At 58.7% G+C, this 23105-nt stretch carries 20 protein-coding genes and 1 pseudogene; 8 read left to right on the forward strand and 13 right to left on the reverse strand.

Annotated features, from left to right (window positions below):
- Positions 1 to 2: 2 nt before the first annotated feature.
- A complete protein-coding gene (locus I9H07_RS15135) occupies positions 3 to 857 on the reverse strand; it encodes a LysR family transcriptional regulator (RefSeq protein WP_236425371.1) in 855 nt (284 codons plus the stop codon).
- A gap of 74 nt (positions 858 to 931) precedes the next feature.
- On the opposite strand from I9H07_RS15135, the gene I9H07_RS15140 reads away from it, so the two are divergent.
- Entirely contained in the window at positions 932 to 1864 is a 933-nt protein-coding gene (locus I9H07_RS15140; RefSeq protein WP_236425372.1) for a DMT family transporter, read from the forward strand.
- A gap of 26 nt (positions 1865 to 1890) precedes the next feature.
- Here I9H07_RS15140 and I9H07_RS25110 read toward each other — a convergent pair whose 3' ends face one another.
- The 4 genes and pseudogenes from I9H07_RS25110 to I9H07_RS15155 form a co-directional block, all read right to left on the reverse strand.
- Positions 1891 to 2763, reverse strand: a complete 873-nt coding sequence (locus tag I9H07_RS25110; RefSeq protein WP_419178549.1) for a methyl-accepting chemotaxis protein — start codon at positions 2761 to 2763, stop codon at positions 1891 to 1893.
- Between the two features lie 33 nt (positions 2764 to 2796).
- Positions 2797 to 3819 (reverse strand): annotated as a pseudogene (locus I9H07_RS25115) (methyl-accepting chemotaxis protein); the annotation flags it as partial.
- Between the two features lie 215 nt (positions 3820 to 4034).
- Entirely contained in the window at positions 4035 to 4520 is a 486-nt protein-coding gene (locus I9H07_RS15150) for a DUF2269 domain-containing protein (RefSeq protein ID WP_024672008.1), read from the reverse strand.
- Positions 4521 to 4522: 2 nt separating this feature from the next.
- Positions 4523 to 5650: a saccharopine dehydrogenase NADP-binding domain-containing protein gene (locus I9H07_RS15155; RefSeq protein WP_236425374.1), complete on the reverse strand. Its 1128-nt coding sequence runs from the start codon at positions 5648 to 5650 to the stop codon at positions 4523 to 4525.
- A gap of 257 nt (positions 5651 to 5907) precedes the next feature.
- Between I9H07_RS15155 and I9H07_RS15160 the strand changes: the two genes are divergently transcribed.
- The gene (locus tag I9H07_RS15160) at positions 5908 to 6426 is read left to right on the forward strand and encodes a GNAT family N-acetyltransferase (RefSeq protein WP_236425375.1); all 519 of its coding nucleotides are present in this window, start codon (positions 5908 to 5910) and stop codon (positions 6424 to 6426) included.
- A gap of 34 nt (positions 6427 to 6460) precedes the next feature.
- On the opposite strand, the gene I9H07_RS15165 is transcribed toward I9H07_RS15160, so the two are convergent.
- Positions 6461 to 7183, reverse strand: coding sequence for a haloacid dehalogenase type II (locus I9H07_RS15165; protein ID WP_236425376.1), 723 nt, complete (start codon positions 7181 to 7183; stop codon positions 6461 to 6463).
- 219 nt (positions 7184 to 7402) lie between these two features.
- On the opposite strand from I9H07_RS15165, the gene I9H07_RS15170 reads away from it, so the two are divergent.
- Entirely contained in the window at positions 7403 to 9043 is a 1641-nt protein-coding gene (locus I9H07_RS15170; protein WP_236425377.1) for a methyl-accepting chemotaxis protein, read from the forward strand.
- An 18-nt stretch (positions 9044 to 9061) separates the two neighbouring features.
- Here I9H07_RS15170 and I9H07_RS15175 read toward each other — a convergent pair whose 3' ends face one another.
- From I9H07_RS15175 to I9H07_RS15195, 5 genes are all read right to left on the reverse strand, one after another.
- The gene (locus tag I9H07_RS15175) at positions 9062 to 10261 is read right to left on the reverse strand and encodes an MFS transporter (RefSeq protein ID WP_058391321.1); all 1200 of its coding nucleotides are present in this window, start codon (positions 10259 to 10261) and stop codon (positions 9062 to 9064) included.
- Positions 10262 to 10492: 231 nt separating this feature from the next.
- Positions 10493 to 11785: a PQQ-dependent sugar dehydrogenase gene (locus I9H07_RS15180; RefSeq protein ID WP_058825090.1), complete on the reverse strand. Its 1293-nt coding sequence runs from the start codon at positions 11783 to 11785 to the stop codon at positions 10493 to 10495.
- Positions 11782 to 12210: a DUF2231 domain-containing protein gene (locus I9H07_RS15185; protein WP_058391320.1), complete on the reverse strand. Its 429-nt coding sequence runs from the start codon at positions 12208 to 12210 to the stop codon at positions 11782 to 11784. The genes I9H07_RS15180 and I9H07_RS15185 overlap by 4 nt, the downstream gene beginning before the upstream one ends.
- 146 nt (positions 12211 to 12356) lie before the next feature.
- The gene (locus I9H07_RS15190; protein WP_080394636.1) at positions 12357 to 12500 is read right to left on the reverse strand and encodes a DUF2256 domain-containing protein; all 144 of its coding nucleotides are present in this window, start codon (positions 12498 to 12500) and stop codon (positions 12357 to 12359) included.
- On the reverse strand, positions 12497 to 14035 hold the full coding sequence (locus tag I9H07_RS15195; protein WP_058825091.1) for a cryptochrome/photolyase family protein: 1539 nt from the start codon (positions 14033 to 14035) through the stop codon (positions 12497 to 12499). Before I9H07_RS15195 ends, I9H07_RS15190 begins: the two co-directional genes overlap by 4 nt.
- 247 nt (positions 14036 to 14282) lie before the next feature.
- On the opposite strand from I9H07_RS15195, the gene I9H07_RS15200 reads away from it, so the two are divergent.
- Positions 14283 to 16451: a TonB-dependent siderophore receptor gene (locus tag I9H07_RS15200; RefSeq protein ID WP_236425378.1), complete on the forward strand. Its 2169-nt coding sequence runs from the start codon at positions 14283 to 14285 to the stop codon at positions 16449 to 16451.
- Between the two features lie 55 nt (positions 16452 to 16506).
- On the opposite strand, the gene I9H07_RS15205 is transcribed toward I9H07_RS15200, so the two are convergent.
- Positions 16507 to 17190: an ArsR/SmtB family transcription factor gene (locus I9H07_RS15205; RefSeq protein WP_236425379.1), complete on the reverse strand. Its 684-nt coding sequence runs from the start codon at positions 17188 to 17190 to the stop codon at positions 16507 to 16509.
- A gap of 73 nt (positions 17191 to 17263) precedes the next feature.
- Here I9H07_RS15205 and I9H07_RS15210 point away from each other — a divergent pair, with 73 nt between their 5' ends.
- The 3 genes from I9H07_RS15210 (at position 17264) to I9H07_RS15220 (ending at position 21790) form a co-directional block, all read left to right on the forward strand.
- Entirely contained in the window at positions 17264 to 18544 is a 1281-nt protein-coding gene (locus I9H07_RS15210; RefSeq protein ID WP_236425380.1) for an MFS transporter, read from the forward strand.
- 247 nt (positions 18545 to 18791) lie between these two features.
- Positions 18792 to 19040, forward strand: a complete 249-nt coding sequence (locus I9H07_RS15215) for a hypothetical protein (RefSeq protein ID WP_024675504.1) — start codon at positions 18792 to 18794, stop codon at positions 19038 to 19040.
- A gap of 59 nt (positions 19041 to 19099) precedes the next feature.
- Entirely contained in the window at positions 19100 to 21790 is a 2691-nt protein-coding gene (locus I9H07_RS15220) for a beta-glucosidase (RefSeq protein WP_236423264.1), read from the forward strand.
- A 60-nt stretch (positions 21791 to 21850) separates the two neighbouring features.
- Here the strand turns inward: I9H07_RS15220 and I9H07_RS15225 are convergent, their stop codons facing one another.
- Positions 21851 to 22504, reverse strand: a complete 654-nt coding sequence (locus tag I9H07_RS15225) for a TetR/AcrR family transcriptional regulator (protein WP_236423226.1) — start codon at positions 22502 to 22504, stop codon at positions 21851 to 21853.
- Between the two features lie 413 nt (positions 22505 to 22917).
- On the opposite strand from I9H07_RS15225, the gene I9H07_RS15230 reads away from it, so the two are divergent.
- Positions 22918 to 23091: a hypothetical protein gene (locus I9H07_RS15230; protein ID WP_236427094.1), complete on the forward strand. Its 174-nt coding sequence runs from the start codon at positions 22918 to 22920 to the stop codon at positions 23089 to 23091.
- Positions 23092 to 23105 lie beyond the last annotated feature (14 nt).

Here is a 23105-nt window from a genome sequence, read left to right on the forward strand (position 1 = left end):
GCTTAAATTCGAAAATACTTCTGCATCGCCTGCGCCAGCAGACTCACCGCCTCGTCGGCCTGTGAGGCAGGCGAGCGCAGAAATACGATTTCGTGCTCGGCTATCTCCGGCAGGTCGTTAAGTATCTGCATGGCGTCTGTGACGCCGCTTCGGTCAATCAGACTGATCGCCAGCCCCGCTTCCACACAGGCCTTGACGGCCTGATTGGACGGGCTCTCCAGTACCACGCGGGTTTTGCGGCCGGCCTGTTTGAATGTCTCCACCATCACTTCACGATAGGGACATTGCGCTGCATGCATGGCGAGCGGCAACGGGTCTGTCGACGCCAGCGTGGTGTTTTCCGGCCCGACCCAGACCGGTTTGGTGGAGACCAGAAACACTGTTTCAGCATTCAGTGGCCCTTTGGGCTGGGCGATGACCGCTGCCTGCAGTTTTCCGCGCATGACCTGCTCACGCAGGGTGTAGCTGGGCGCGGTTTTCAATTCCAGCACCACATTGGGCCAGGCTGCCGCGAATACCGGCAGGATGTCGCGGATGACGTGCACCGCGTATTCATCCGGAACCCCCAGGGTGATACGACCCGCCAGGTGGGTGCCATGCAGGTCAGCCAGCACCCGGTCATGGGTGGACAACAACTCTGACGTGGACAGGAGCAAGCGCTTGCCCAGCGCCGTCAACGACACTGCCTGGTTATCACGGTTGAGCAAGCGGCCGCCTGCCACCGCTTCAAGCCGCTGAATGTGCACGCTTACCGCCGCCGGGCTTTTATGCAGTTGCTCGGCCGCCGCAGAAAACTTCCCGATGCGCGCCACTGCATGAAAAGTGCGTACCAGTTCGATATCAAGTATTGCCGTCATTCTTCAGTATTCCCGAATAACTGCTGCACATAATTTTTATTTATAAGATTACGCTGATCACCTAGCGTGTGTCGATGAACCAATACTTATCGATCTCTCCGAACACCTCGCGGCCTGCCTGGCATCAGGCCATTCCTCTGCCGTTGCTCGAAGCAGCGCTGCTGCTGACCTGGAGCTCAGGCTTCGTCGGTGCGCGTTTCTCTCTTGATTACGCGCCGCCGTTGCTGGTGGTGTTCTGGCGCTGCGTGGTAGTCACGCTGATCCTGCTGCCGTTTGTCGCAAGGCAGTTGCTACACATCCCGCCTGCCCTGTTGCTGAAAAACGCCGGAATCGGTCTGCTGGCAATGACTGGCTACGTGGCGGGCGTTACACAAGGCATCGCGCTGGGCGTACCGGCAGGCCTCGCCGCACTGTTTGCCGATCTGCTGCCGATGGGCATGGCGTTGCTGGCTGCCGTATTTCTCGGGCAGCGATTGAGCTGGCACATCTGGGCGGGGCTGGTGGTGGGGTTGATCGGCGTGGTGCTGGTCACCCACAGCGCACTGGCCTGGGGTGAAGCGCCCTTATGGGCCTACGGCCTGCCCTTGCTGGGGATGTTCTCGCTGGCCGTCGCGACGCTATGGCAAAAACGCTCCAGTGCATCGCCACCGATGGACCTGCTGCCCAACCTGTGGCTGCAATGCTGTGTTTCCAGCTTCGCATTCGCCATTATTCAGGGCACCCAAGGCAGCCTGGCCCCCGTGCCCAGTACCGGCTTTGCACTGAGCGTGTTGTGGACAGTGGGGCTGGCGACGCTGGGCGGCTACGGGCTTTACTGGGTCTGCCTGCGCCGCGCGACGGCGACTCGCGTCGCCAGCGTTCTGTACCTCAGCCCACCTGTGACGATGCTCTGGGCCTGGGCGATGTTCAACGAACCGCTGTCCTGGCAGATAGCGTCGGGTATGGCGGTGTCCGGGATCGGCGTGTGGATGGTGGTGCGGGCGGAAGCGCGACAGAGAGCCTCATGAATGTCTCATGAGGCTCTTGCCAGACGTTAAATCCTGAAACGCGCCACCATGCTCTGCAGATTGGTGCCCAGACGGGCCAGCTCTACCGTCGACGCTGCGCTTTGCTCAGTCGCCGAGGCAGACTGATCGGCAATGTCGCGGACACTGAGCACACTGCGGTTGATTTCATCGGTCACCGCGCTCTGTTGCTCGGCGGCGGCAGATATCTGCTGGCTCATCTGCTCGATTGTGCCGATTGACTGATTGATTTCCACCAGCGCCTGTTCAGCCTGACGGGCCAGCACCACGGTGCCTTCGGTGCGTTGCAGACTCGCGTCCATCAGGCCCGAAGCGGCACCGGTGCCCTGTTGCAGGGTCAGGATCAGCGCTTCGATTTCCGTGGTGGAGTTCTGGGTACGCTGGGCCAGCGAACGTACTTCGTCGGCCACTACGGCAAAACCACGACCCTGTTCGCCCGCCCGCGCAGCCTCAATGGCAGCGTTGAGTGCCAGCAGGTTGGTCTGTTCGGCGACGGCTTTGATCACGTCGATCACGCTGCCGATCTTGCCGCTGTCTTCGGTCAGGCGCTGCATGGCCTCACCCAATTGCTTCACTTCACCGGCCAGTTGACCGATTTCTCGCGTGGCGTGCTGCACCACACTGCTGCCATGGGCTGCGCGCTCGCTGGCCTGCTTGGCGGCCCGCGAAGCATCTTCGGTGTTGCGCGCCACTTCCTGCACGGTAGACGACATCTGATTCATGGCCGTCGCAACCTGGTCGACTTCGTTTTTCTGCAGAGTGACACCGGCGCTGGTCTGTTCGCTGACCGCAGACAGTTCCTCGGCCGCGGTAGCGATTTGTGTCACACCGTTGCCGATGCCGCCGATCAGGCCGCGCAGGGAAACGGTCATGTGTTGCATGGTGTTCTGCAATAGGCCCAGTTCGTCCTGACGGGTGGTGTGAGTATCCTGGGTCAGATCACCGTCGGCGATCCGGCGCGCGGCAATGACCGTCTCGTTCAGTGGCACGGTAATCTGACGGGTAATCAGGAACGCCGCGAAGATGCCGACCAACAGCACGACCAGCGCCACGCTCAGCAGTTGCATGACAGCGGTGTTCTGTTCCTTCTTGGCGCTGATGACCTGCTGGGCCGCCAGATCGTCGGCACGGGCAGCGGTCGCGATGGATTGCTGTTGCAGATTGCTACGTATCTGATCGGCCTGCTGAAGCATGTCCGAAATCGAAGACATCAACACCTTGTACTGTTTCAACGCAACCAATGCAGCATCCACCGCAGCGTTTGCCTGGCTGGGCAGTTCGCTACGCGCAGCAGCAACCTGAGCGATCAATGCGTCCGCCGCGGTATAGGTAGCCTGACGGTTATCGGCAGACGGGACACTCAGGTAGCGGCGAAACACCAGACGAAAGTTGGTCATGCCGTTACGCAGGTCGCCGGCAATCTTGACCTGCTTGATCCCGGTTTCATCCGGAGCACGCAAGGTGTCGTCGATGGTCTTGTTCAACAGGTTCTCGAAGGTCCCACTGACATCATCGGAGACCTTGATGATCGGTTTCAGAGCGTCGTCGATTTTCTGGTTGATGCCGACCAGCTGTTCGAACGTCTGCTTCAGACCACCCACCTGCTCCTTGATGCCCTTCAGCTTTTCCAGGTTGCTGGATACCACGAACAGGCCCAGGCCCTGGTCAACGCTGCGGTTCAGCGTATCCAGTGCGCTTGAGTACGTCTGCACACCAGCCGGGCTGGGGCCTGTGGCGTAGGCTTGGGCCGCAATGCGAGCGTTAAGCACGTCAGCCTTGATCTCGGCAACCTTGCCACTTTTGCCCATGCGCTCGATCAACAGGTTAGTGCTGGAGTAGCCGATTGCAGCGACCGTCAGTACACCCAGCAAAATAGCAGCGAAGCCCAGCCCCAGCTTCTTGCTGACTTTCAAGTTGTCCAACCATTTTGCGCTCATTACGTGTGTGCCTTTGATTTTCCGGAATGCCCGTGAATCGGCGTTGAGGGGCTTAACTTGATAGCTATATTCAGTTGAATGGCCGTGGAACTATTGGAAAGCTCTGTACACCCCCTGTATTCAGGGGGTATGGCGGGGTCATTAAGATTTATTTAAGCGACATGAAACATAATGTTTCAGATGACCGGTTAGCGGCTAATGCGCCTCTGATCGGCTTATATCTGCAATAGCCGCATGAACGTCATCTTGCTGACCATCATCAGCACAATCGCGAACATGCCCGAAAAACCGGCGATGCCGAGCCAGAACCAAAGACGATAAATCGTCTGAAACCGGTCATTGATCAGCGTGCCGGTTTCGACAGCATCGTCGGCCAGTTCCTGAAGACGCTTCTGCAGAATCAGCACAGGCAACCACAGCGCGCCGACGCAGATAAAGATGATCAACGACGTGATGACCCAGTCAGTCAGCAGCGACATGCCCGTCAAGCTGACCATTGCGTAACCGGTGATGATCTGGACAAAACCAGCCGGTGTGGTGATCCAGGTGTCGAAACGCACCACCATTCTGGCGACGTGAGCGATTACAACCGGATTGCCACTGCGACTGGCGGCAATCAGATAAAGGTAGGAGCCCATGCCGAAGCCAAACAGAAAAATCGCGGCGATGACGTGCAGGTATTTCAGGTACAGATAGAGCACCGTCAGCCCTCCACACGCTCAAACTGCACATCCAGACGAATATTCGATGGCTCGTTGATTGCCGCCAGGTACTCCTCCACTGTGACTTCACCCACACAGGCACGCGCTCCAGGAAGTGGACGATAGCCAGAGGCCATTTTTGCGCTCAAGGCCACTGCAGCACAACTGGGGATCTCCGGCCCCTTGTCATTCAGCGCCGTCAACTGCGCGCGCATCTGCAACGGTCGGCCGTCGAGCCCTGCGCCGTCGACATCGATGTACATCGCGCTTTTACGATCACCCAGGTGTTCGAAGCGTGTTCCCCAGCGGTGCAGGCGAACGGCCCACGGTGCAGGGTCGCGGACCAGTCGCAAACGAATGGCCAGCGCCAGCAACCAGGTTGCAATCACCCCCGACTTGAGCCCCGAGCCCGCCTTGAAGCTCAGGTTCTGCGCTTCATAGCGCGTGGCGAAGACATCAATATCCGGGGCATCGACGTTGGCCAGTAACCGCGTGCCCATGCCGGGCATCCGACGCAGGGTCAGATCCATCCAGCCCGATACCTCGTGCACATGGCCGCCCTTGAGCTGGCGGATGGGCCGCCCTGCATAAGCCAGCACGCCAAGCACCGTAGACACCCCCGGCATCTTCGCCGCAGATGAGATGCCGTGCTCTATCGAATCAATGCGCAAAAAACGCTGACGATGCTGATCAATGATTGCAGCCGAAAGCGTCGGCACCGAACTGCATCCGCTCAGCAGGCTGACACCGGCATCACGGGCGGCGGCATCAAGCGTCGCGATACCGGAAACAAAGGTCCTGCAGTCTGACAGCTCGCAATAATTGACCCCTGCTTCAATACAATGCCGCGCCACAGCATAGGACTGCCCCTGAAAAGGCCCGGCCGTATGAATGACCAGATCGATACTCAGAGCGCGCAGCTCGCCGCCCCGGCCGCCCTGCATGACATCCACGCACCAACTCTGGCAGGGCTTCGCACCCAGTGCTTCCAGCTCGGCAACCCTGGTTGCCAGCTTGCGGCTGTCGCGACCTGAAATAACCAGCTCGATACCCGGCATCATCACCAGATGGTTGCAGATCAGGCTGCCGAAGTTACCGTAGCCACCAATGACCACAACCCGAAATGCCATTTATCGTCCCTGACGTGCTGGAAGGTAATAAGCCCTGACTCGAATGCTGCGGTGAGTACTGGCCGCGAAGTGTGCGCGCATTATTGATCATTGACCGCATGCCGGGTAAAAACCCTGTGCTTTTTCTGATCGTAAAAAGAGCCATGACCAGGTGCACTCTCGCGCGCTATTGCCACCCATAAGGCCCCGTTGCGCAATTTGATCAAGCGGCTGCAGGATGCAACACTCAGACTCTGACCCCGGCCAGTGCGACTCCAATGACGCTCACCTTGCGACGCCTTACCGTAACCGACGCAACCGCCTATCGCGCGCTCATGCTCGAAGCCTACACGCGTCATCCGGACGCGTTTACCTCAGACGTGACAGAGCGTGAAACATTGCCCGTCGCGTGGTGGGAAAAACGGCTCGACGGCAGCCCGACGGCCAGCGAAGCGGTGTTTGCCGCCGTTGAAGATGATCAATTGCTGGGGGTGGCCGGGTTGTCGGTTGAAACCCGAAAAAAGGCCAGCCACAAAGCCACGGTGTTCGGGATGTACGTGCCCCATGCGCACAGAAACAGAGGCATCGCATCTCAGTTGCTGCACAGCGTGCTGGCGTATGCCAAATCCCGGCCCCGGCTTCTGGTTGTTCAGCTCACAGTGACCGAGGGTAATGCCCAAGCACAGGCGTTGTACGAGAGGATGGGGTTTGCCGCATTTGGCGTTGAACCGTTTGCAGTAGCCGTGGGCAGCCGATTCGTCGCCAAGGTACATATGTGGAAGGATTTGCGGGGGTGATCAGCCAAGGTGGCCGATACACGACCCGCAGGCTTCAGCAGCCCAACACCTCTGCGGCATCGGTCAGCGAATCGACGATCACGTCCCAGTCTTGCTCGGCGACCCGATCAGATGTCTGACCGGGCCCATGCTCATGGGGGCGCAGAACGAAAACGGTCTTGAAGCCATTGGCTCGCGCGGCCGCCAGGTCAGCATTGTGCGCGGCAACCATAGCCATAGACTCCGGCGGCAGACCGACCGCTTTTGCGGACTTCAGATAGGTCTGCGGCTGTGGTTTGTAAGTGCCCGCGATTTCTGCGCCAACAATGACATCCCACGGCAACCCGCCGAACTTCGCAAGGTTGAGCATGCCCGCGATGTGCCCGTTTGACAGCGTACCAATGGAAAATCTGCGTTTTAACCGGGTGAGCCCGGCCACCGAGTCGGGCCATGGGTCCAGCCGCTCCCAGGCCTTGTTGAGCTCTGTCAGCTCGAGGTCATGGACGCTGCCGAAATCCACGCCGAGCCTGGAAAGTACGGTTTCGAGATTTTCCCGATTAAGGACATCGAGCGTCACGAACGGCCGCTCACCTGAACGCACGCGCTGCATGGATGGCTGGTAGAGCCCTCGCCATTGATCGGCAAAGTCGTGAGGATCGACCTGTATGTCGTGGCGTTTCAGGAAAGGGGCAGCTGCCCGTGCGACGCCGTTTCGCCAGTCCACGACCGTGCCGAATACGTCGAACCCCAGAAAACCAGTGCCGTCCAGCTTGTTCATAGCGCTACTCCAGAGGGATGCCTGCATCCATTACGTTGCAAACCAGAACTGTTATGCCACAGTCAGCAGACCGACAAATCCTGCAATAACTCCTGTCTATCCGATAGCGTGTAAATATCTATTTGGCAGGATCACGGCTCAAGCATACTGTCCAGCCATCCGCTATTAGTCTGACGCCACGATTCTGGCGCTCACTTGATTCCTTTACGAGTTGATCTCATGAAAAAACCGGTTTCTCTGGCAACCCGTATCGGTCTGGGATTTGCCGCCGTGGTATCGCTACTCATATTGATCACAGCCGTTGGCATTCAGCGCGTTGGCTTCATTGACTCGACACTGGAAGATGTTGGAGAAAATGCCGCAAAGGTTCAGCGTTACGCGATCAACTTTCGCGGCAGCGTACACAATCGAGCAATAGCCCTGCGTGATGCCGTACTGGTCAACAACGATCAGGACCTGGCAACGCATCTGGCAGAAATGACCCGACTTGAGAAAGCCTACGTAGACTCCGCTACGCCAATGGATCAGCTGTTTTCCAAGCCCGGCGTGACGGATGAAGAGCGTCAGTTGCTGCGCGGCATCAAGGAGATCGAGCAGACAACGCTGGCGTCCACCAAAGACGTCATCGCACTGCGTCGCGCAGGTGACATTGCCGGTGCCCAAGCGCTGTTGCTGCGTCAGGTTTCCGGTAATTACAGTGAGTGGCTGAAACGGATCAACGCTCTGATTGACCATGAGGAAGCGTCGATCCGCTCGCAACTGGACGACGTGCAGGCAACCGCCAGCCAGTTCAGAGGCTTGATGCTGCTGGCCACTGCATTTGCCGTGCTGCTGAGTATCGTGCTTTCGGTGTTCATCATCCGCTTTGTCAAACGAACGCTGGGCGCAGAGCCTGCCGAAGTTGCCGAAGCCATTCAGCGACTGGCCGCAGGCGACCTGCAGCAAACCATCGCGACCGAGCATCCAGGGAGTGTGATGGGCGTGCTGAAAACCGCGCTGGCTCGCCTCTCCGAGACGATCACTCAAGTCCGCATGGCCGCTCAGGAGGTCAGCCAGTCATCGGCCGTGCTGTCGGCGGCGTCCTCTGGCAATAACGCTCAGGTCATGGTGCAGACGCGTGAAGCCGAGCAGGTTGCAGCGGCTATAAGTGAGATGGCAGCTACGGTCAATGAAGTGTCCGGCTACGCGGCACAGGCGGCAGATGCCGCGCGCCTGGCCGACACCGAGGTGGAAACCGGCAATAGCCTGGTGGAAGGCACGACCGCAGCCATCGAACAACTGGCGGCCACGCTGGTCGAGACGACCAGCACGGTGGAACAGGTATCCCGACACGGCGAGCAGATCGAGACGGTTATCGAGGTAATCAACTCGATCGCTTCCCAGACCAACCTGCTGGCCCTCAACGCCGCCATTGAGGCTGCGCGTGCGGGCGAGCACGGTCGGGGCTTTGCCGTGGTGGCGGATGAAGTGCGCTCCCTGGCGACCCGCACCCAGCAGTCGACGCAGGAAATTCAGGCGATGATCAGCACGCTGCAAGGCGGCACCGAAACCGCCGCGCAGAACATGCGTGACAGCTGTGAGCTGGTCAACAAGGCTGTGGCGCAGACACGCAACGCGCAGAGCGCCCTGTCGAAAATCAGCAAGGAGGTCGGCGCGATCAACCACATGAACGCGCAGATCGCCAGCGCTTCAATTCAGCAAAGTTCGGTGGCCGAAGAGGTCGCGATGAATATCAACAGTATTCATGGATCAACGCTTAAATCGGCCAGCGGATCCCAGCAGGTCGCAACAGCCAGCGAAGAGCTGGCCTTGCTCGCAGATCGCCTGACGCAAAAGGTGGCGTTTTTCAGAGCGGGCTGACGAAGGGGCGGCTATGCGTCAATCTGCGCAGGTGACCTGCTTTGACCTGCGCAGCGAAAATCCTACGGTAGCCATGGACAGCGCGGCACACACCGCGCCGGTCACTATCGCAGCGGCGAAACCTCCACCTTCGGAGACCAGCCCGCCGATGAATGCCCCGCCGCCAATCGACAGGTTCACCACACAGACCAGCAGCGCCTGAACACCTTCCACACGTCCGCTCGAGGCGTCGAAGCACCAAATCTGCGTGGTAATCGGAATCATCCCGAAGGCAAATCCCCAGACCAGTATGACCGGCCACAGCAGCCACGGATTGCTGACGAACAGCAGTAATGCGGTCAGCGAGCCCAGCATCAGCAGGGTCATGATCAACACCGAGGTCGGCGCGTTTCTGGCCGCCAGTGCGCCCCCGGCCAGGTTGCCTGCTACCGCTGCGAGGCCGAAGGCAAACAACAGTAAGCCCAGCGTCTGACCCTTGATATTCGCAGCGTCCTGCACGAAAGGCGCGAGGTAGGTGTAGGCCGCGAAATGCCCGACATAGATCAGCAGTGCGGCAGCGAACATGCGACGGATCTTTTGCTCGCCTGCCAGCGAAAGCATCTGGCCGATCCCGGCAGAGCGTTCGCCCGGCAACGCAGGCAGAAGCGCTGCGATCAACAAAGCCACTGCAACCGTCACCACGGCCGCCGTTTCGAATGCGGCGCGCCAGCCAAACGCTTCGCCGATCAAGGTGCCCGCAGGAATCCCGGCGACTGTGCCGATCGACACGCCCGCCAGCACATACGCCGTTGCCTTGACGCCCTCCCGGCCCGGCCGCAAGCGAGGTCCGAGCGACCCGGCAATCGTCCAGAACCCTCCCAACGCAAAGCCGAGCAACACCCTGCCAACAAGGGTCAGCCAGAACTGTCCGGAGAACGCCACAATCAGGTTGGACACCAGCAATATCGACAACAGGCCCAGCAACAGGCGCTTACGGTCGACATGACTGAACAGGGCAATACAGGAAGGCGCAGAAATAGCCGCGAGGAGGCCGGGAACAGCCATCATCAGGCCCGCGTGGCTGACACTGGTTCCAAGGTCACGAGCGATCTCGGGCAACAGCCCTACGGGGAGAAATTCAGTGGTGACGGTGGCGAACGATCCAAGCGATACGCTGCCAACGGCCCACCATGAAGCGGGTTGAGTGTCGAGGTTTCCAGCAGTTTCAAAGCGACTCACAGCGGTTCCAGAATTCAGGTTTTTCGGCAACGGACCAGTTTGACCCGTGCATGGGTGCGAACAACCCTAACGTGTAAACCTGTGCTGAATCCACCTTGTCTAGCATGCGCACGCAAAAGAGGACGCAGAGCGTCCGGAACGGCATGCCGACGCGGAGCGTCGCACGATAGTTGAGATGACTACCGAACGAATGCCAATGCAGAGCATTGGCATTCGAGTCGTAAGCGCCGGTTACTTGTTGCGGGTCACTCTCCAGACCGTGTTGGCCAGGTCGTCGGCGATGATCAGCGCGCCCTTCGGATCGACCGTGACACCCACTGGCCGACCGCGAGTCTTGCCGTCAGCACCCCGGAAACCCGTCGCGAAGTCCACCGGCTCACCCGCTGGGCGGCCATTGGCAAACGGCACGAAGATCACCTTGTAGCCAACCGGGTTATCGCGGTTCCAGCTGCCGTGTTCGCCAACGAAAACGCCGTCCGCAAACTTGTCACCCATGGCCGGGATGGAGAACGACACGCCCAGTGCGGCAACGTGTGAACCCAGGCTGTAATCGGGTTTGATCGCCGCAGCGACCTTGGCCGGGTTTTGCGGCTGAGCGCGCGAATCCACGTTCTGGCCCCAATAGCTGTAAGGCCAGCCGTAAAAGGCGCCCTCCTTCACCGACGTCAGGTAATCCGGAACCAGATCAGGCCCCAGTTCGTCACGCTCGTTGACCACCGTCCACAACTGCCCGGTGCCCGGCTGAATGGCCAGCGCTGTAGGGTTACGCAGGCCGGTCGCGTAAGGCTTGTGAGCACCCGACGCGGCGTCGATCTGCCAGACCATCGCGCGATCAATCTCGACTTCCATGCCGCGCTCGGTCACGTTACTGTTCGAACCGATACCGACGTAAAGAAAACGACCATCAGGGCTGACGGTCAGCGCTTTGGTCCAGTGATGGTTGATCGCCGAAGGCAAGTCCGTCACTTTGACCGGCTCGCCGCTCGCCTTGGTCTGACCGTCCTGATAATCGAAGCGCACCAGAGCGTCCTGGTTGGCGACATACAGTTTGCCATTCGCAAAAGCCAGGCCGTAAGGCGCATTGAGATTTTCAGCAAAGACCGTCTTCAGCTCGTATTGGCCGTCGCCATCCGCATCCCGCAGCAGCGTCAGGCGGTTGCCGCCTTTGACCTTGGTGTTGCCCTGCGCCTTGATGACGCTGGCGATCACATCCTTGGGTTTGAGCTTGGCAGCACTGCCGCCGCGCCCTTCCGCAATAAGGATATCGCCATTGGGCAGCACGATGGACTGACGCGGAATGCTCAGATCGGTGGCAATCGCGGTAATACTGAAACCCTCGGGTACGGTCGGTTTCTGATCGCCCCACGCAACCGGTTCAGCAATCTTCATGCTTGGCAGTAGGCCACGTTGCGGCTCTGGCAATTTAGGGTCCGGGCCACGTGCCTGGGTGCTGTCCGCTTCGCCACCACATGCGCTCAGCAACAGAGCCATGCTCAATGCAGTCAGTGCATGGATATTTTTCATTCTGCACCTCCGGAACGCAGGCTGGTCAGCCCGGTCCACGTCGCAACGCAGGCCAGAGCAGTCACGATGACTGACAGGATCAGGCCCGACGGCATGACCGCCCAGGCATCTTTTGCATGTTCAAACGCGTTGACCAGCCCCAGCAAAAAGGTCGCCAGCAACAGCAGGAAATACGCGACAGGACGCCCTGCCTTATGATCAGCACGAATCAGGTTTACCAACGCAAACAGCAGCGCCAGCCCGCAAAACAGCAGGGCTCCGGCAATCAGCCAGGCCGCGAAGTTGCTCCACTGGATCTGAAAGGTCTGGTAGTAGGCGATATCACTCAGCAATCCGCCCAGAAACAAAGGCACGGTTCCGGCGAGCAAGGTCGCGTGTAGCGGACCTGGCGTGCAGCGATAGACGGGATGGGGGGTAACGGTCATGACGGCTCCTTATCGTTCGGCGACCCTGGATCGATGCTCAATGCGAATGCGCTGGCCTTTCGGGGTCGCGCTGACTGCGCATAAGGAAGGATCATGTTGCCGAAGCGATAGTTCAGCGCTTTTCATTTCGAAATATGTTGAAAGCTTTACAGGCTGGCTGGCGGCTTGTTCCGGCGGCAGCGTTCCGAGCAGTAGCGAACTTCGTCCCAGCAACGCGCCCACTTCTTGCGCCAGGTGAACGGCAGCCCGCAGACCACGCAGGTTTTGACCGGCAATTCACTCTTTTTCAAAGCGCCTCTCCGGCATCCAGTCTGGCCAGTAAATGCTCGCCCCGCTCCCACAGCGCCTGCTGCTTGGGCTCAGCCATGCGATCAAGGTTTTTATAGATAATCGCCATGCGCTGATTGCGACGCAACAGGTCGCCATGGCGCATCAGGAAATGCCAGTACAGCGCGTTGAACGGACAGGCATCGTCAGTCGTGCTTTCAGTCACTTTGTACGCGCAACCACGGCAGTAATCAGACATGCGCTTGATGTACTGGCCGCTGGCACAGTAAGGCTTGGAGCCCAGATAACCACCGTCGGCGTGCATGACCATGCCCAGCGTGTTGGGCAACTCGACCCAGTCGAACGCGTCCATGTAGATCGCCAGATACCACTCGCAGATCTGCTCCGGCACGATACCGGCCAGCAACGCAAAGTTGCCGGTCACCATCAGACGTTGAATATGGTGGGCGTAGGCATGTTTAAGGCTCTGGCCGATCGCCTGGCTCATGCAGTTCATCTTCGTTTCGCCGGTCCAGTAAAATTCCGGAAGCGGCCGCCGGTTGCCGAACAGATTACCGCTGGCGTAGTCAGGCATTTTCAGCCAGTAGACGCCGCGCACGTATTCCCGCCAGCCAATCAACTGGCGGATAAAGCCTTCAGCGGCATTCAGCGCCACCCTGCCCGACCAGTACGCAGCCTCCACATCGCTGCAGATCTGGCGCAGGTCCAGCAGGCCGATATTCAGCGCAGCACTGATCCGCGCGTGAAACAGAAAAGGCTCATCAGTGGCCATCGCGTCCTGATAATCGCCAAACCCGGCCAGGCCATAATCCAGAAAGTATTGCCACAGCGCCTGAGCATCGACGTGCGTGACGGGATAGTCGAAGGTTTCCAGCGAGCCGTAATGGCCAGCGAAGCGCTCACCCACCAGCGCCAGCACATCGCGGGTGATGGCATCTGCGGAAAAGCGCATCGGGTAAGGCGCCGCCACGCCTTTAGGCAGCGCCTTGCGGTTTTCCGCATCGAAATTCCACGCCCCTCCAACCGGCGTGCCGTCGCCATTCAGCAACAGCCCGCTCTTGCGCCGCATCTCCCGGTAGAAGAACTCCATGCGCAGTTGCTTCTTGCCATGCGCCCACGACGAGAACTCGTCACGGGAACAGAGAAAGCGCGTATCGGCATGCCAGTGGATCGGCAACCCGCAGTCCTTGATCGACTGCTCCAGCCGCCAGTCGCCGCATTCGGTGACGTGCAGTTCCTCAGCGTGCAGGGCAGCCTGCCAACGCCGCAATTCTCCGGGCACCGAACCCGCATTGTCAGGATCATCGAGCGTCACGTACTGCACCCGAATCCCACGCTCCCGCAGCGCCTCGGCAAAATGCCGCATGGCACTGAAGATCAGTGCGATTTTCTGCGGATGATGCGGCACATGCGTCGCCTCCTCCATCACCTCGACCAGCAGGACCGTGTCGTGTTCGGGGTTAAGGTTTTGCAGGGAAGCGAGGTCGAAGGAGAGCTGGTCGCCGAGGACGAGATGGAGTCGAGAGGATTGCGTCATGGTGGCGTTCGCCCCGATAAAAGTTGTACCAATGTAATTTTTTGTACAAGTATTTCATAGCGCTTTTTATCGATTTCACCCGGCACCCACGTCCGGTTCATGCCTCCACGTCGCTCAAATGTGAAAATTTTGTCAACTATTTGGCCGAAGCGTCTTTTTCTGGCAGAAACAACCTGTCACACTAATGCGAATAGTTACCAACATCATTATCATCCGGCCATGGACGGCTTCAGGGAGTGTCAGGTTCATGTCGGGGCAACAATCGCAAAGCCGTTTCTCTTTCACCCCAGCCCTGCTGACAATGGGCATCTGGATCGCAACTTCTCAGTCCGTACAGGCCGCTGACACACAGGGCACAGACGCGGCGCCAGCGACAACAATGGAGCTCGGGGCAACGGAAATCAGCAGTGATCAGCTGGGCTCCACCACCGAGGGCAGCAAGTCCTACACCACGGGTGCCATGCAGACGGCGACCAAATTGCCACTTAGCATGCGTGAAACGCCGCAGGCGGTGACGGTCGTCACCCGCCAGCGCATGGACGATCAGGCCATGACCAGCGTCAACGATGTGGTCAGGTACACACCCGGCCTGTTTCTTGACCAGTCCAGCGGTCCCGGTCGGCAAACCTATACGTCACGCGGCTTTGATATCGACAACATCATGTACGACGGCCTGCCCGCCTCTTACTCGGGTTATACCGCAGGCGTGCAGCCCAATCTGGCGATGTTCGATCATGTTGAAGTGATCAGAGGCGCTACCGGCCTGACCACAGGCTCCGGCAACCCTTCGGCAGCGATCAACATGGTGCGCAAACGCCCTACCGCTGAGCCGCAGGTCAGTCTCACCGGCACTGTCGGAAGCTGGGACGACTACCGTGGCGTATTCGATGCCTCCGGCCCGCTGAACGACAGCCGCACAGTGCGGGGCCGGATGGTCGGTTCCTGGCAGGACGCGAACAGCTTCCGCGACAAGGAAAAGAGTGATCACGGCGTATTTTATGGCGTGCTCGAAGCCGACCTGACGGATGCCACGACTGCAACCTTCGGCCTGTCGCGCCAGGAAGATCAGACCAACCTGTTCTGGGGTGGTCTGCCACTTGGCACTGACGGCCACCACTTGAACCTGTCGCGCTCGACCTATCCCGGTTCCGATTGGGAAAACAAGAAAATCCAGATCGACACCGTGTTCGGTGAGCTGGAGCATCGCTTCGACAACGACTGGAAACTGCACGCTGCGGGCTCCACCTCGACCCTGGACGGTCTGTTTTCGGGCACCTATCTTTCTCGCTACAACGGCCCGCTGGAGACGACGGCTTATCAGTCAAAGCCGGATGAAAAGCAAACCGCGCTCGATGTCTACGCCAGTGGCCCGGTGGAAGCCTTTGGCCGCACCCATGAAGTGGTGGTCGGCACCAGTCGGCGCGTCTACGACAAGACCAGCAAGGAATACAGCCCGTATGACACCGGGCTGCCCATTGGCGCGCCGAAGCCGGACTTCGTCCGCGATGGCAAGACCCATAGCATCGCCACGCAGGATGCGGTCTACCTCACCACCCGCCTGAGGCTGGCTGACCCGCTGACGCTGATTCTTGGCAGCCGCCTGGACTGGTATGACTACGATGATCGGGCGGGCGACGAAGATTTCAAGGTCACCCGCAACCTGACGCGCTATGCGGGCCTGATCTACACGCTGGATGAACAGCATTCCGTGTACGCCAGCTACACCGACATTTTCAACCCGCAGGACTATCAGGATCTGTCCGGCAAGGTGCTCGACCCGGTGGAGGGCAAGAACTATGAAGTCGGTATCAAGGGCGAGTACTTCAACGGCGCGCTCAACGCCAGCCTGGCAGTATTCCAGATCGATCAGAAGAACCGCGCAACACAATCCGCTACCCAGCAAGGCTGCGCAGTGCTCACTTGCTACGATGCCGCCGGCATGGTGCGCAGCCAGGGTATCGACCTGGAACTGCAAGGCGCGCTGACCGAAAACTGGCAGGTCGGCGCAGGCTATACCTACACCCGCACCCACTACCTCAAAGACTTCGATGTAACGAAAAAGAACCAGCAATTCGACACTGACACACCCGAGCATCTATTCAAGCTGTCGACGGTCTATCGCCTTCAGGGCGCACTGGAAAAAATGCGCGTCGGCGGCAACGTTTACTGGCAGAGCCGCATGTACAACGATATCGCCCTCACCGACAGCAGCTATCGTCTGGAACAGGGCAGTTACGCGGTCGCCGATCTGATGGCCGGGTATCAGGTCAGCAAACATCTGGACCTGCAATTGAACGCCAACAACATCTTCGATCGCGTGTACTACACCGCGATTGGCACCAGCAGTGTCTGGGGTTCGACTGATACCTACGGCAACCCGCGCAGCTATGCGTTGACGGCGAAATACAGTTTCTGACCGTGAATCACGCCGCTACCGGGCAGGCTCGGTGGCGGCGTAGCCATTGACCGGCCTACACCCCAAACGCCTTCGCCATCCCGCCTGCCCCTTTGGGCGTCAGATACAGTGCTCTGGAATCCAGATGCCGACTCACCCAGCCGCGCTTGAGCATCAGTTCCAGCAGCGCCGCACCCAGTGCGCCGCCGATGTGCGGAGAGCGCTCGCTCCAGTCCAGACAGGCATAGGCCAGACGCCTGCGTTGCTGACGCACTGCGTCCACGTCGATGCCCAGCGCGGCCAGTGCTTCGGCACCCTGTTCACTGAGCACGTAATCCTTGCCCTGCTCACTCAGCCAGCCGGCCTTGAGCATGGAGTCGTGCAACCTGACGGCAATTTCACCGGCGCAGTGGTCGTAACAGGTTCGGGCCTGCCTCAAGGCCGAAGGCGTGTTGGGCTTGAACGGCACCGCGCTGTGCTGCGTCAGCGCCAGCAAGGCCTCCAGCGCTTGCGCTACCTGCGCGTTGGCCAGTCGATAGTAACGATGCCGCCCCTGCACGAGCATTTCCACCAGCCCCTGTTCGCGTAAACGGGCGAAGTGGCCGCTGGCGGTCGACGCACCAATATCGGCAAGCGCCGCCAGCTCGGTCGCGGTTCGTGCGTGCCCGTCCAGCAGCGCGCAGAGCATTCGGGATCGTGCAGGATCGGCAATGGCGCCTGCCACTGCCGCCAGCGATAGGTCTGCTGCTTCAACATCCATAGTTCGCTCATCCCTGAAGTGTTCCGGTAGGCAGTGATCATACTGCTGCCAAACCATTTGAAGGGATTCACCCATGCATCAATCGCGTTTTTTTGGCAGAAAGGTAGTAGCAGCCACGTTTCTGATGGCTGTGTTTGGCTGGGGCATCGGTTTTTACGGCCCACCGATATTCATGTATGCAGTTATGCAGCGAACCGGCTGGTCGCCTGCGTTGTGCTCGGCTGCGGTGACGGTGCATTTTCTGGCGGGGACGTTGATCGTCGTCAACCTGCCTACGCTCTATAAACGCATCGGGTTGCCCTGGACCACCGTTTCAGGGGCAGTCATTCTCGCCGTCGGCATCTTCGGATGGTCGATTGCCTTGCAGCCCTGGCAGTTGTTCATCGCTGCGATGCTGAGCGGTTTCGGCTGGGTGACGATGGGCGCGGCAGCGGTCAACGCAGCCATCTCGCCCTGGTTTGTCAGTACGCGTGCGGGCGCATTGGCGATGGCTTACAACGGCGCGAGTATCGGCGGCGTGGTTTTTTCGTCGGGCTGGGTGTACCTGATCGGCCGGTTCGGGTTCAGCCTCGCTGCAATAGGGGTAGGTGTGCTTTCAACCGCCGTGATTGCCCTACTCGCGTTCAGTGTATTCCGGTTCAGGCCTGAACATCTGGGTCAGCACCCCGACGGTATTCTCCAGTCAGCCACTGACCTGCCTCCCCTCCCGGATACTGCGCCCATGCCGCTGCGCAGTAACCGGCAATTCATCACGCTGGCCGCTGCGATGGCGCTTGGTTTGTTTGCGCAGATAGGCCTGATCAGCCAGATGTTTCTGTTGCTGGTCGGCCATGTCACTGAACAGCGCGCAGGGTTGGCAATGGGCGTCGCGACGGTCAGCGCCATTGCTGGCAGGTCCCTGTCCGCCAGGCTGATACCGCGAAGCACCCATCGGCGCAACGTTGCCTGCCTGAGTTATGGCTGTCAGTTGCTGGGCTGTCTGGCCTTGCTGCTTATGAGCGTAAATCCTGCCTGGTTATGGGCCGGGATGATTCTTTTTGGGCTGGGCATCGGTAATGCGACGTCGTTGCCGCCGCTGATCGCGCAAGCCGAATTCCCCCGTCAGCAGGTAGCACGCGTGGTGACGTTGATTGTTGCCATTGCACAAGGCTGTTATGCGTTTGCACCGGCGTTTTTTGGCGCTGTGCGGACTTTGTTCAGCGGGCCGCAGAGTGAGGTGCTGACGTTGACGCTGGCTGCCAGTATTCAAGGGCTGGCGATGCTTGCGCTCATCAGCGGCTTGCACATGCATCGAAAATCCGCCTATAAAACCAAAAAACAGAGTGATCACTCTGCTTCTACAAAAGAACAATAATTCTTTTAAATAAAACAAAATAAGCTATTTATTACCAATAAATACAAAATATTAATTAATAATATCCACATACTTAAACAAAACAAGATCACAAAAACAGAGTTTAGAAATATATAAAATCGCATTAATGTATTTTATCTTCCTGTACTTTTCACTCATCACACGTTCTTGAAAGTGCCCGTCAGCGCCCATGGGCTGCTGGCGGACATACCCACTTGCCTCACACTTCTGTTCGGAGACTTTCCCGATGGCCAGACGCTTGCTGCCCGTTATTGCCACTTTGCTGACCTGCCTCAGCGCCTTTTCCGTGTCAGCCGCTGACAAGGAAAACCCTTTGCCCGAGACGTCGAGCGAGCGCCGCGTGCAGGTCGACACCCAGCGCGACCGCATCACAGGCGCTGACAGTGCCGCTCAAAAAACACCCGGCGGCGCGCAGGCGATTGTCGATGCCCCGATCGAAACCGCAGACGCCCCCGCAGGCAACGAAAAGCGTTGAGCCGGTCGTTGATGCACAACACCTCCCCAAGGTATTACGTAAGGAATAGCTCCGTGTCCATGATCAAACAAGGCTTAGGCTTGAGCGTACTCGCGCTCAGTGTGGCCCAGGCGAGCACCGTGCTCGCCGTGACCCCGATGACCGGCAATGAAGTCGAGGCGCGCGTCGGCGCCATGCTGGACAACATGACGCAGTCGGAGAAGATCAATTTCTCGCGCGTCGACGACGGACGAATGATCCCCAAGCTGGATAAATTCAACCTGCAAGGCACGGTCGCCTACGATTCGGCGATGGGTGTGCTGGTCGGCGGCAAGACGTTCGGCGCGCAATACCCTTCGCCATCCGCGCTGGCGGCAACCTGGAGCATCAACCGGGCCAAGGAGTTCGGTCTGGCCATTGGCTACGAAACCCGCATCGCGGGCGGTCAGCAGATGCTTTCGCCCGCCATCAACCTGTACCGGACGCCTTTCAACGGCCGGGCAGCCGAGTACATGAGCGGCGAGGACCCGTTCCTTGGCGCGGTGTTGGCGCCTGCGGTGACCAACGGTATTCAGGTTCAAGGCGTCCAGGCGGCTGCCAAGCATTACCTGATGAACGAGCAGGAAGCGAACCGTCACTATCTGGATGTGAAGATCGACGAGCGCGCGATGCAGGAACTGTATCTGCCTGGCTTCGAGTCGCTGGTCAAGAACTCAAATATCGCGTCGATCATGTGCGGCTACAACAAGATCAACGGCGAATACGCCTGTGAAAACCATCACCTCATCACCGATATCCTGAAAGGCCAATGGGGCTTTCAAGGTAACGTCATGAGCGATTTCAATTCGGTTCAGGACGCCTTCAAGGGCGCGTGGGCAGGCACCGACATCGACATGCCGAGCGGGCTTCAGTTTACCGAAGCCAAACTGCTGCCCTATGTCTGGAACGGTCAGTTGCACCAGAACGTGATCGACGACAAGGTGCGCAGAAACCTGCGGGCGCTGGTCAGTTACGGGTTTGATAAAGGCATCAACAAGGCGCAGCCTCTCGAACATCGCGAGTACGGCCAACTGGCCGCTCTGAACGTTGCCCGGGAAGCCATCGTGCTGCTGCGCAATGAACCCGTAGACGGACAGAAGCCGCTGCTGCCACTGCCCAGAAGCGCAAAGATCGCGGTGATCGGTGATATGGCCGTGCAGCCGCCAACCGCGCCGTTCGGCACCGCTTACTCGGCGCCGGCCAGCTATGTCACTGAAGTGAGCGGGCTCAAGCAACTGGCGTCAAATGCATCGAACGTCGACTACCTGCCACAGATGAGCCTGAATCCGAAATCGTCGGTCTGGTATCAGCCAGGTACCGACAAACAGGCCATCAGCAATACCGGCGTAAAAGCCGAGTATTACGCCAATAGCTCGTTGTCGGGCGATCCGGTGGCTACGCGCATCGAGCCAGGCGTCAACCTGGACTGGATCACCAGCACCAATACCACCGATAACGGCGCCAGCACGGTCAGCGGCTATACCCCTACACCAGGTTCGTTCTCTGCCCGCTTCACCGGCAAGATCAAACCGACGATCTCGGGTGCCCATGTGTTCAAGGTGCGTGCCGATGGTCCTTACAAACTGTGGATCAACGACGAGCTGGTGCTTGAAGATGAAGGCGCACAAGTCTCGTTCGACCTGATTCCAGTCGTGCCGCGCACCGTCAAGACACCGAACCTCAAGGCGGGTACCGAGTACAACGTACGCTTGGAGTACCGCCGGATGAAGGGCAACTTCACTCCGGTACTGGGTGGCATGAACGGTGTACAGATGAGCTGGGCTTCGCTGCGTCCGCCGAAGAATCTGGCTGATTACGACGCTGTGGTGGTAGCAGCAGGCAGCAACTTCGAATACGAAGGTGAATCGCTTGATCACCCGTTCGAACTGCCGCAATTCCAGTCCGAACTGATCAGCTTCATTCAGAAAGCCAACCCGAAAACCATCGTGGTCATGCACGGCGGCGGCGGTATGGACATGCAGCCCTGGGCAGACAAGGTGGCCGCATCGCTGCACGCCTGGTTCCCGGGTCAGCAAGGCGGCCAGGCCCTGGCCGAGATCCTGTACGGCAAGGTCAACCCATCGGGCAAACTGCCTATCACGCTGGACAAGAAGGCGCAGGACAACCCGAGTTACGCATCGTATTCAAACCCGGTGCCGTACTATTTCAGCAGCGCCAATCCACCCGTTGAAATGACCTACAGCGAAGGCCTGTACCTGGGCTACCGCGGCTACGACAAGAAGCACACCAAGCCGCTGTACCCGTTCGGTTTCGGCCTGTCCTACACCACGTACGCGTACAGCGATCTGAAGCTGTCGAGCAACGTACTGGCTCCGGGCGCAACTATTCAGGCCAGCTTTACGGTCACCAACACGGGCGACAAGGCCGGTTTTGAAGTAGCGCAACTGTACGTGCAGCCTTCCAAACCGCAGGTTGATCGCCCCGAGAAAGAGTTGAAGGGCTTTTCCAAGGTTTACCTGAAGCCTGGCGAAAGCAAGACCGTCACGATAGCGCTGGATGCGCGTTCGTTCGCTTACTACTCCGCCGATTCAGTGAGCTGGAATGTTGACCCTGGCAAGTTCAAAGTGCTGGTGGGCAAGGACTCGGAAAGTCTGACCCTCGACCGCACAGTGGTAGCACTTTACCCGGAACAGCTGACCACTCGCGATTCCAACCCCCTGCCGATACCGCTGCGCAACGCAGTACAAGTCAAGCCAGAACAGGCTTACTAAGCAGCAATAGTCGGTAAGCAAGCGTAATCGGTGGTCGAAAGGCCACCGATTGCATGTCTGCTAATCGATGGTTGCCTGGCGCTTTGTCAGATCCTGCGTCATCCGCTCCAGAAACCTCGCAAATGCCCCTTCTATCTGGACGTCACTCGGCGACCGGAGCCATTGAATCTGCATACCGTCCATCATTGAAGCAATCTCCAGACTGATCTGCTTTACATCGATGTCCGGTCGAATCGCACCTGTCTTGACCAGCGAACTGAGGTGAGCCTGAAGATGGCCGTGAACAATCCCGAAACGCTCGCTGAACCAGCGGTGCGCCGGGTGAGTGACCGACAGGCTTTCTGTGTTGATGATCATCAACGCCTGGCTGACCGAGGCGTCCTCTATGCTGAAACTCATGACCAGCTTCAGAAACGAGATGAAGCCCTGCAAAGAGCCGTCTTGATTCGCCTCTTGCAATCGGGAGGCGACATACTGATCTCGATGCTCAAGGACGGCCTGCAGCAGGACTAACTTGCTTGGGAAGTGATGCAACAAACCTACCTGTGAGATGCCGGCAACTTTGGCGATATTCGTCAGTGAGGCACCGGCATACCCATCCCGCGCAAAGATGATCATGGCCGCCTTGATGATCTCGACCTTGCGCAGATCGCCTTTGGGGATTCGACGTTTGGCTGGCAGAGGTGTATCGGAGCCGCTGGAGTTCACAGACATAGGGATGGCTCTTTTCGCTCCATGGTATTCGTTCCTTTTCTTGCCCGTTACCAGGGTGGTAACGCTGAATGACGGGCCAACGGAGAGGCCATACGCGCGCTTTTTTCAAAACATGAAATCCTAGCACGCAGTCGAGAGAAAATCGGGGAATACCTGAATGTTGAAAGCAAGTTCCGGGAGTCACGGGTACGCCCGACTCGAAACAGCAGACCATCAGCAGCCCTAAAGAAACCGGGGCAGACGCCGATGTTTACCGGGGAATACTGGACGAGGTTCAATTCAGCATAAAAATCGCTCCGATTTTCGCAACAAACTGCCACAAACACTGTAATTTTGCGAACAACTGCGGGAGAGGGATATCCAACCTTGCACTGATCTCTCAGAGCAATTGCACACTGTTCAGGTGGCGTTGTATGGCGAGCGCCATAAAAAACCTCCGCATGATGGAGGCATCAACAGACCACACACTGTGCCTGAAGGTGAAGGTAGCGGCAGACCTCGATAAATGTCTGATTTCATTGTTCAAAGCAGGTCGCGAATACGCCGGCCTGCACACACACTTTACCTGTGAGCCGGAGGCGCTCTGAAATACCTGACCCGT

The organism is Pseudomonas syringae, from assembly GCF_023278085.1.
GTDB lineage: Bacteria > Pseudomonadota > Gammaproteobacteria > Pseudomonadales > Pseudomonadaceae > Aquipseudomonas > Aquipseudomonas syringae_Q.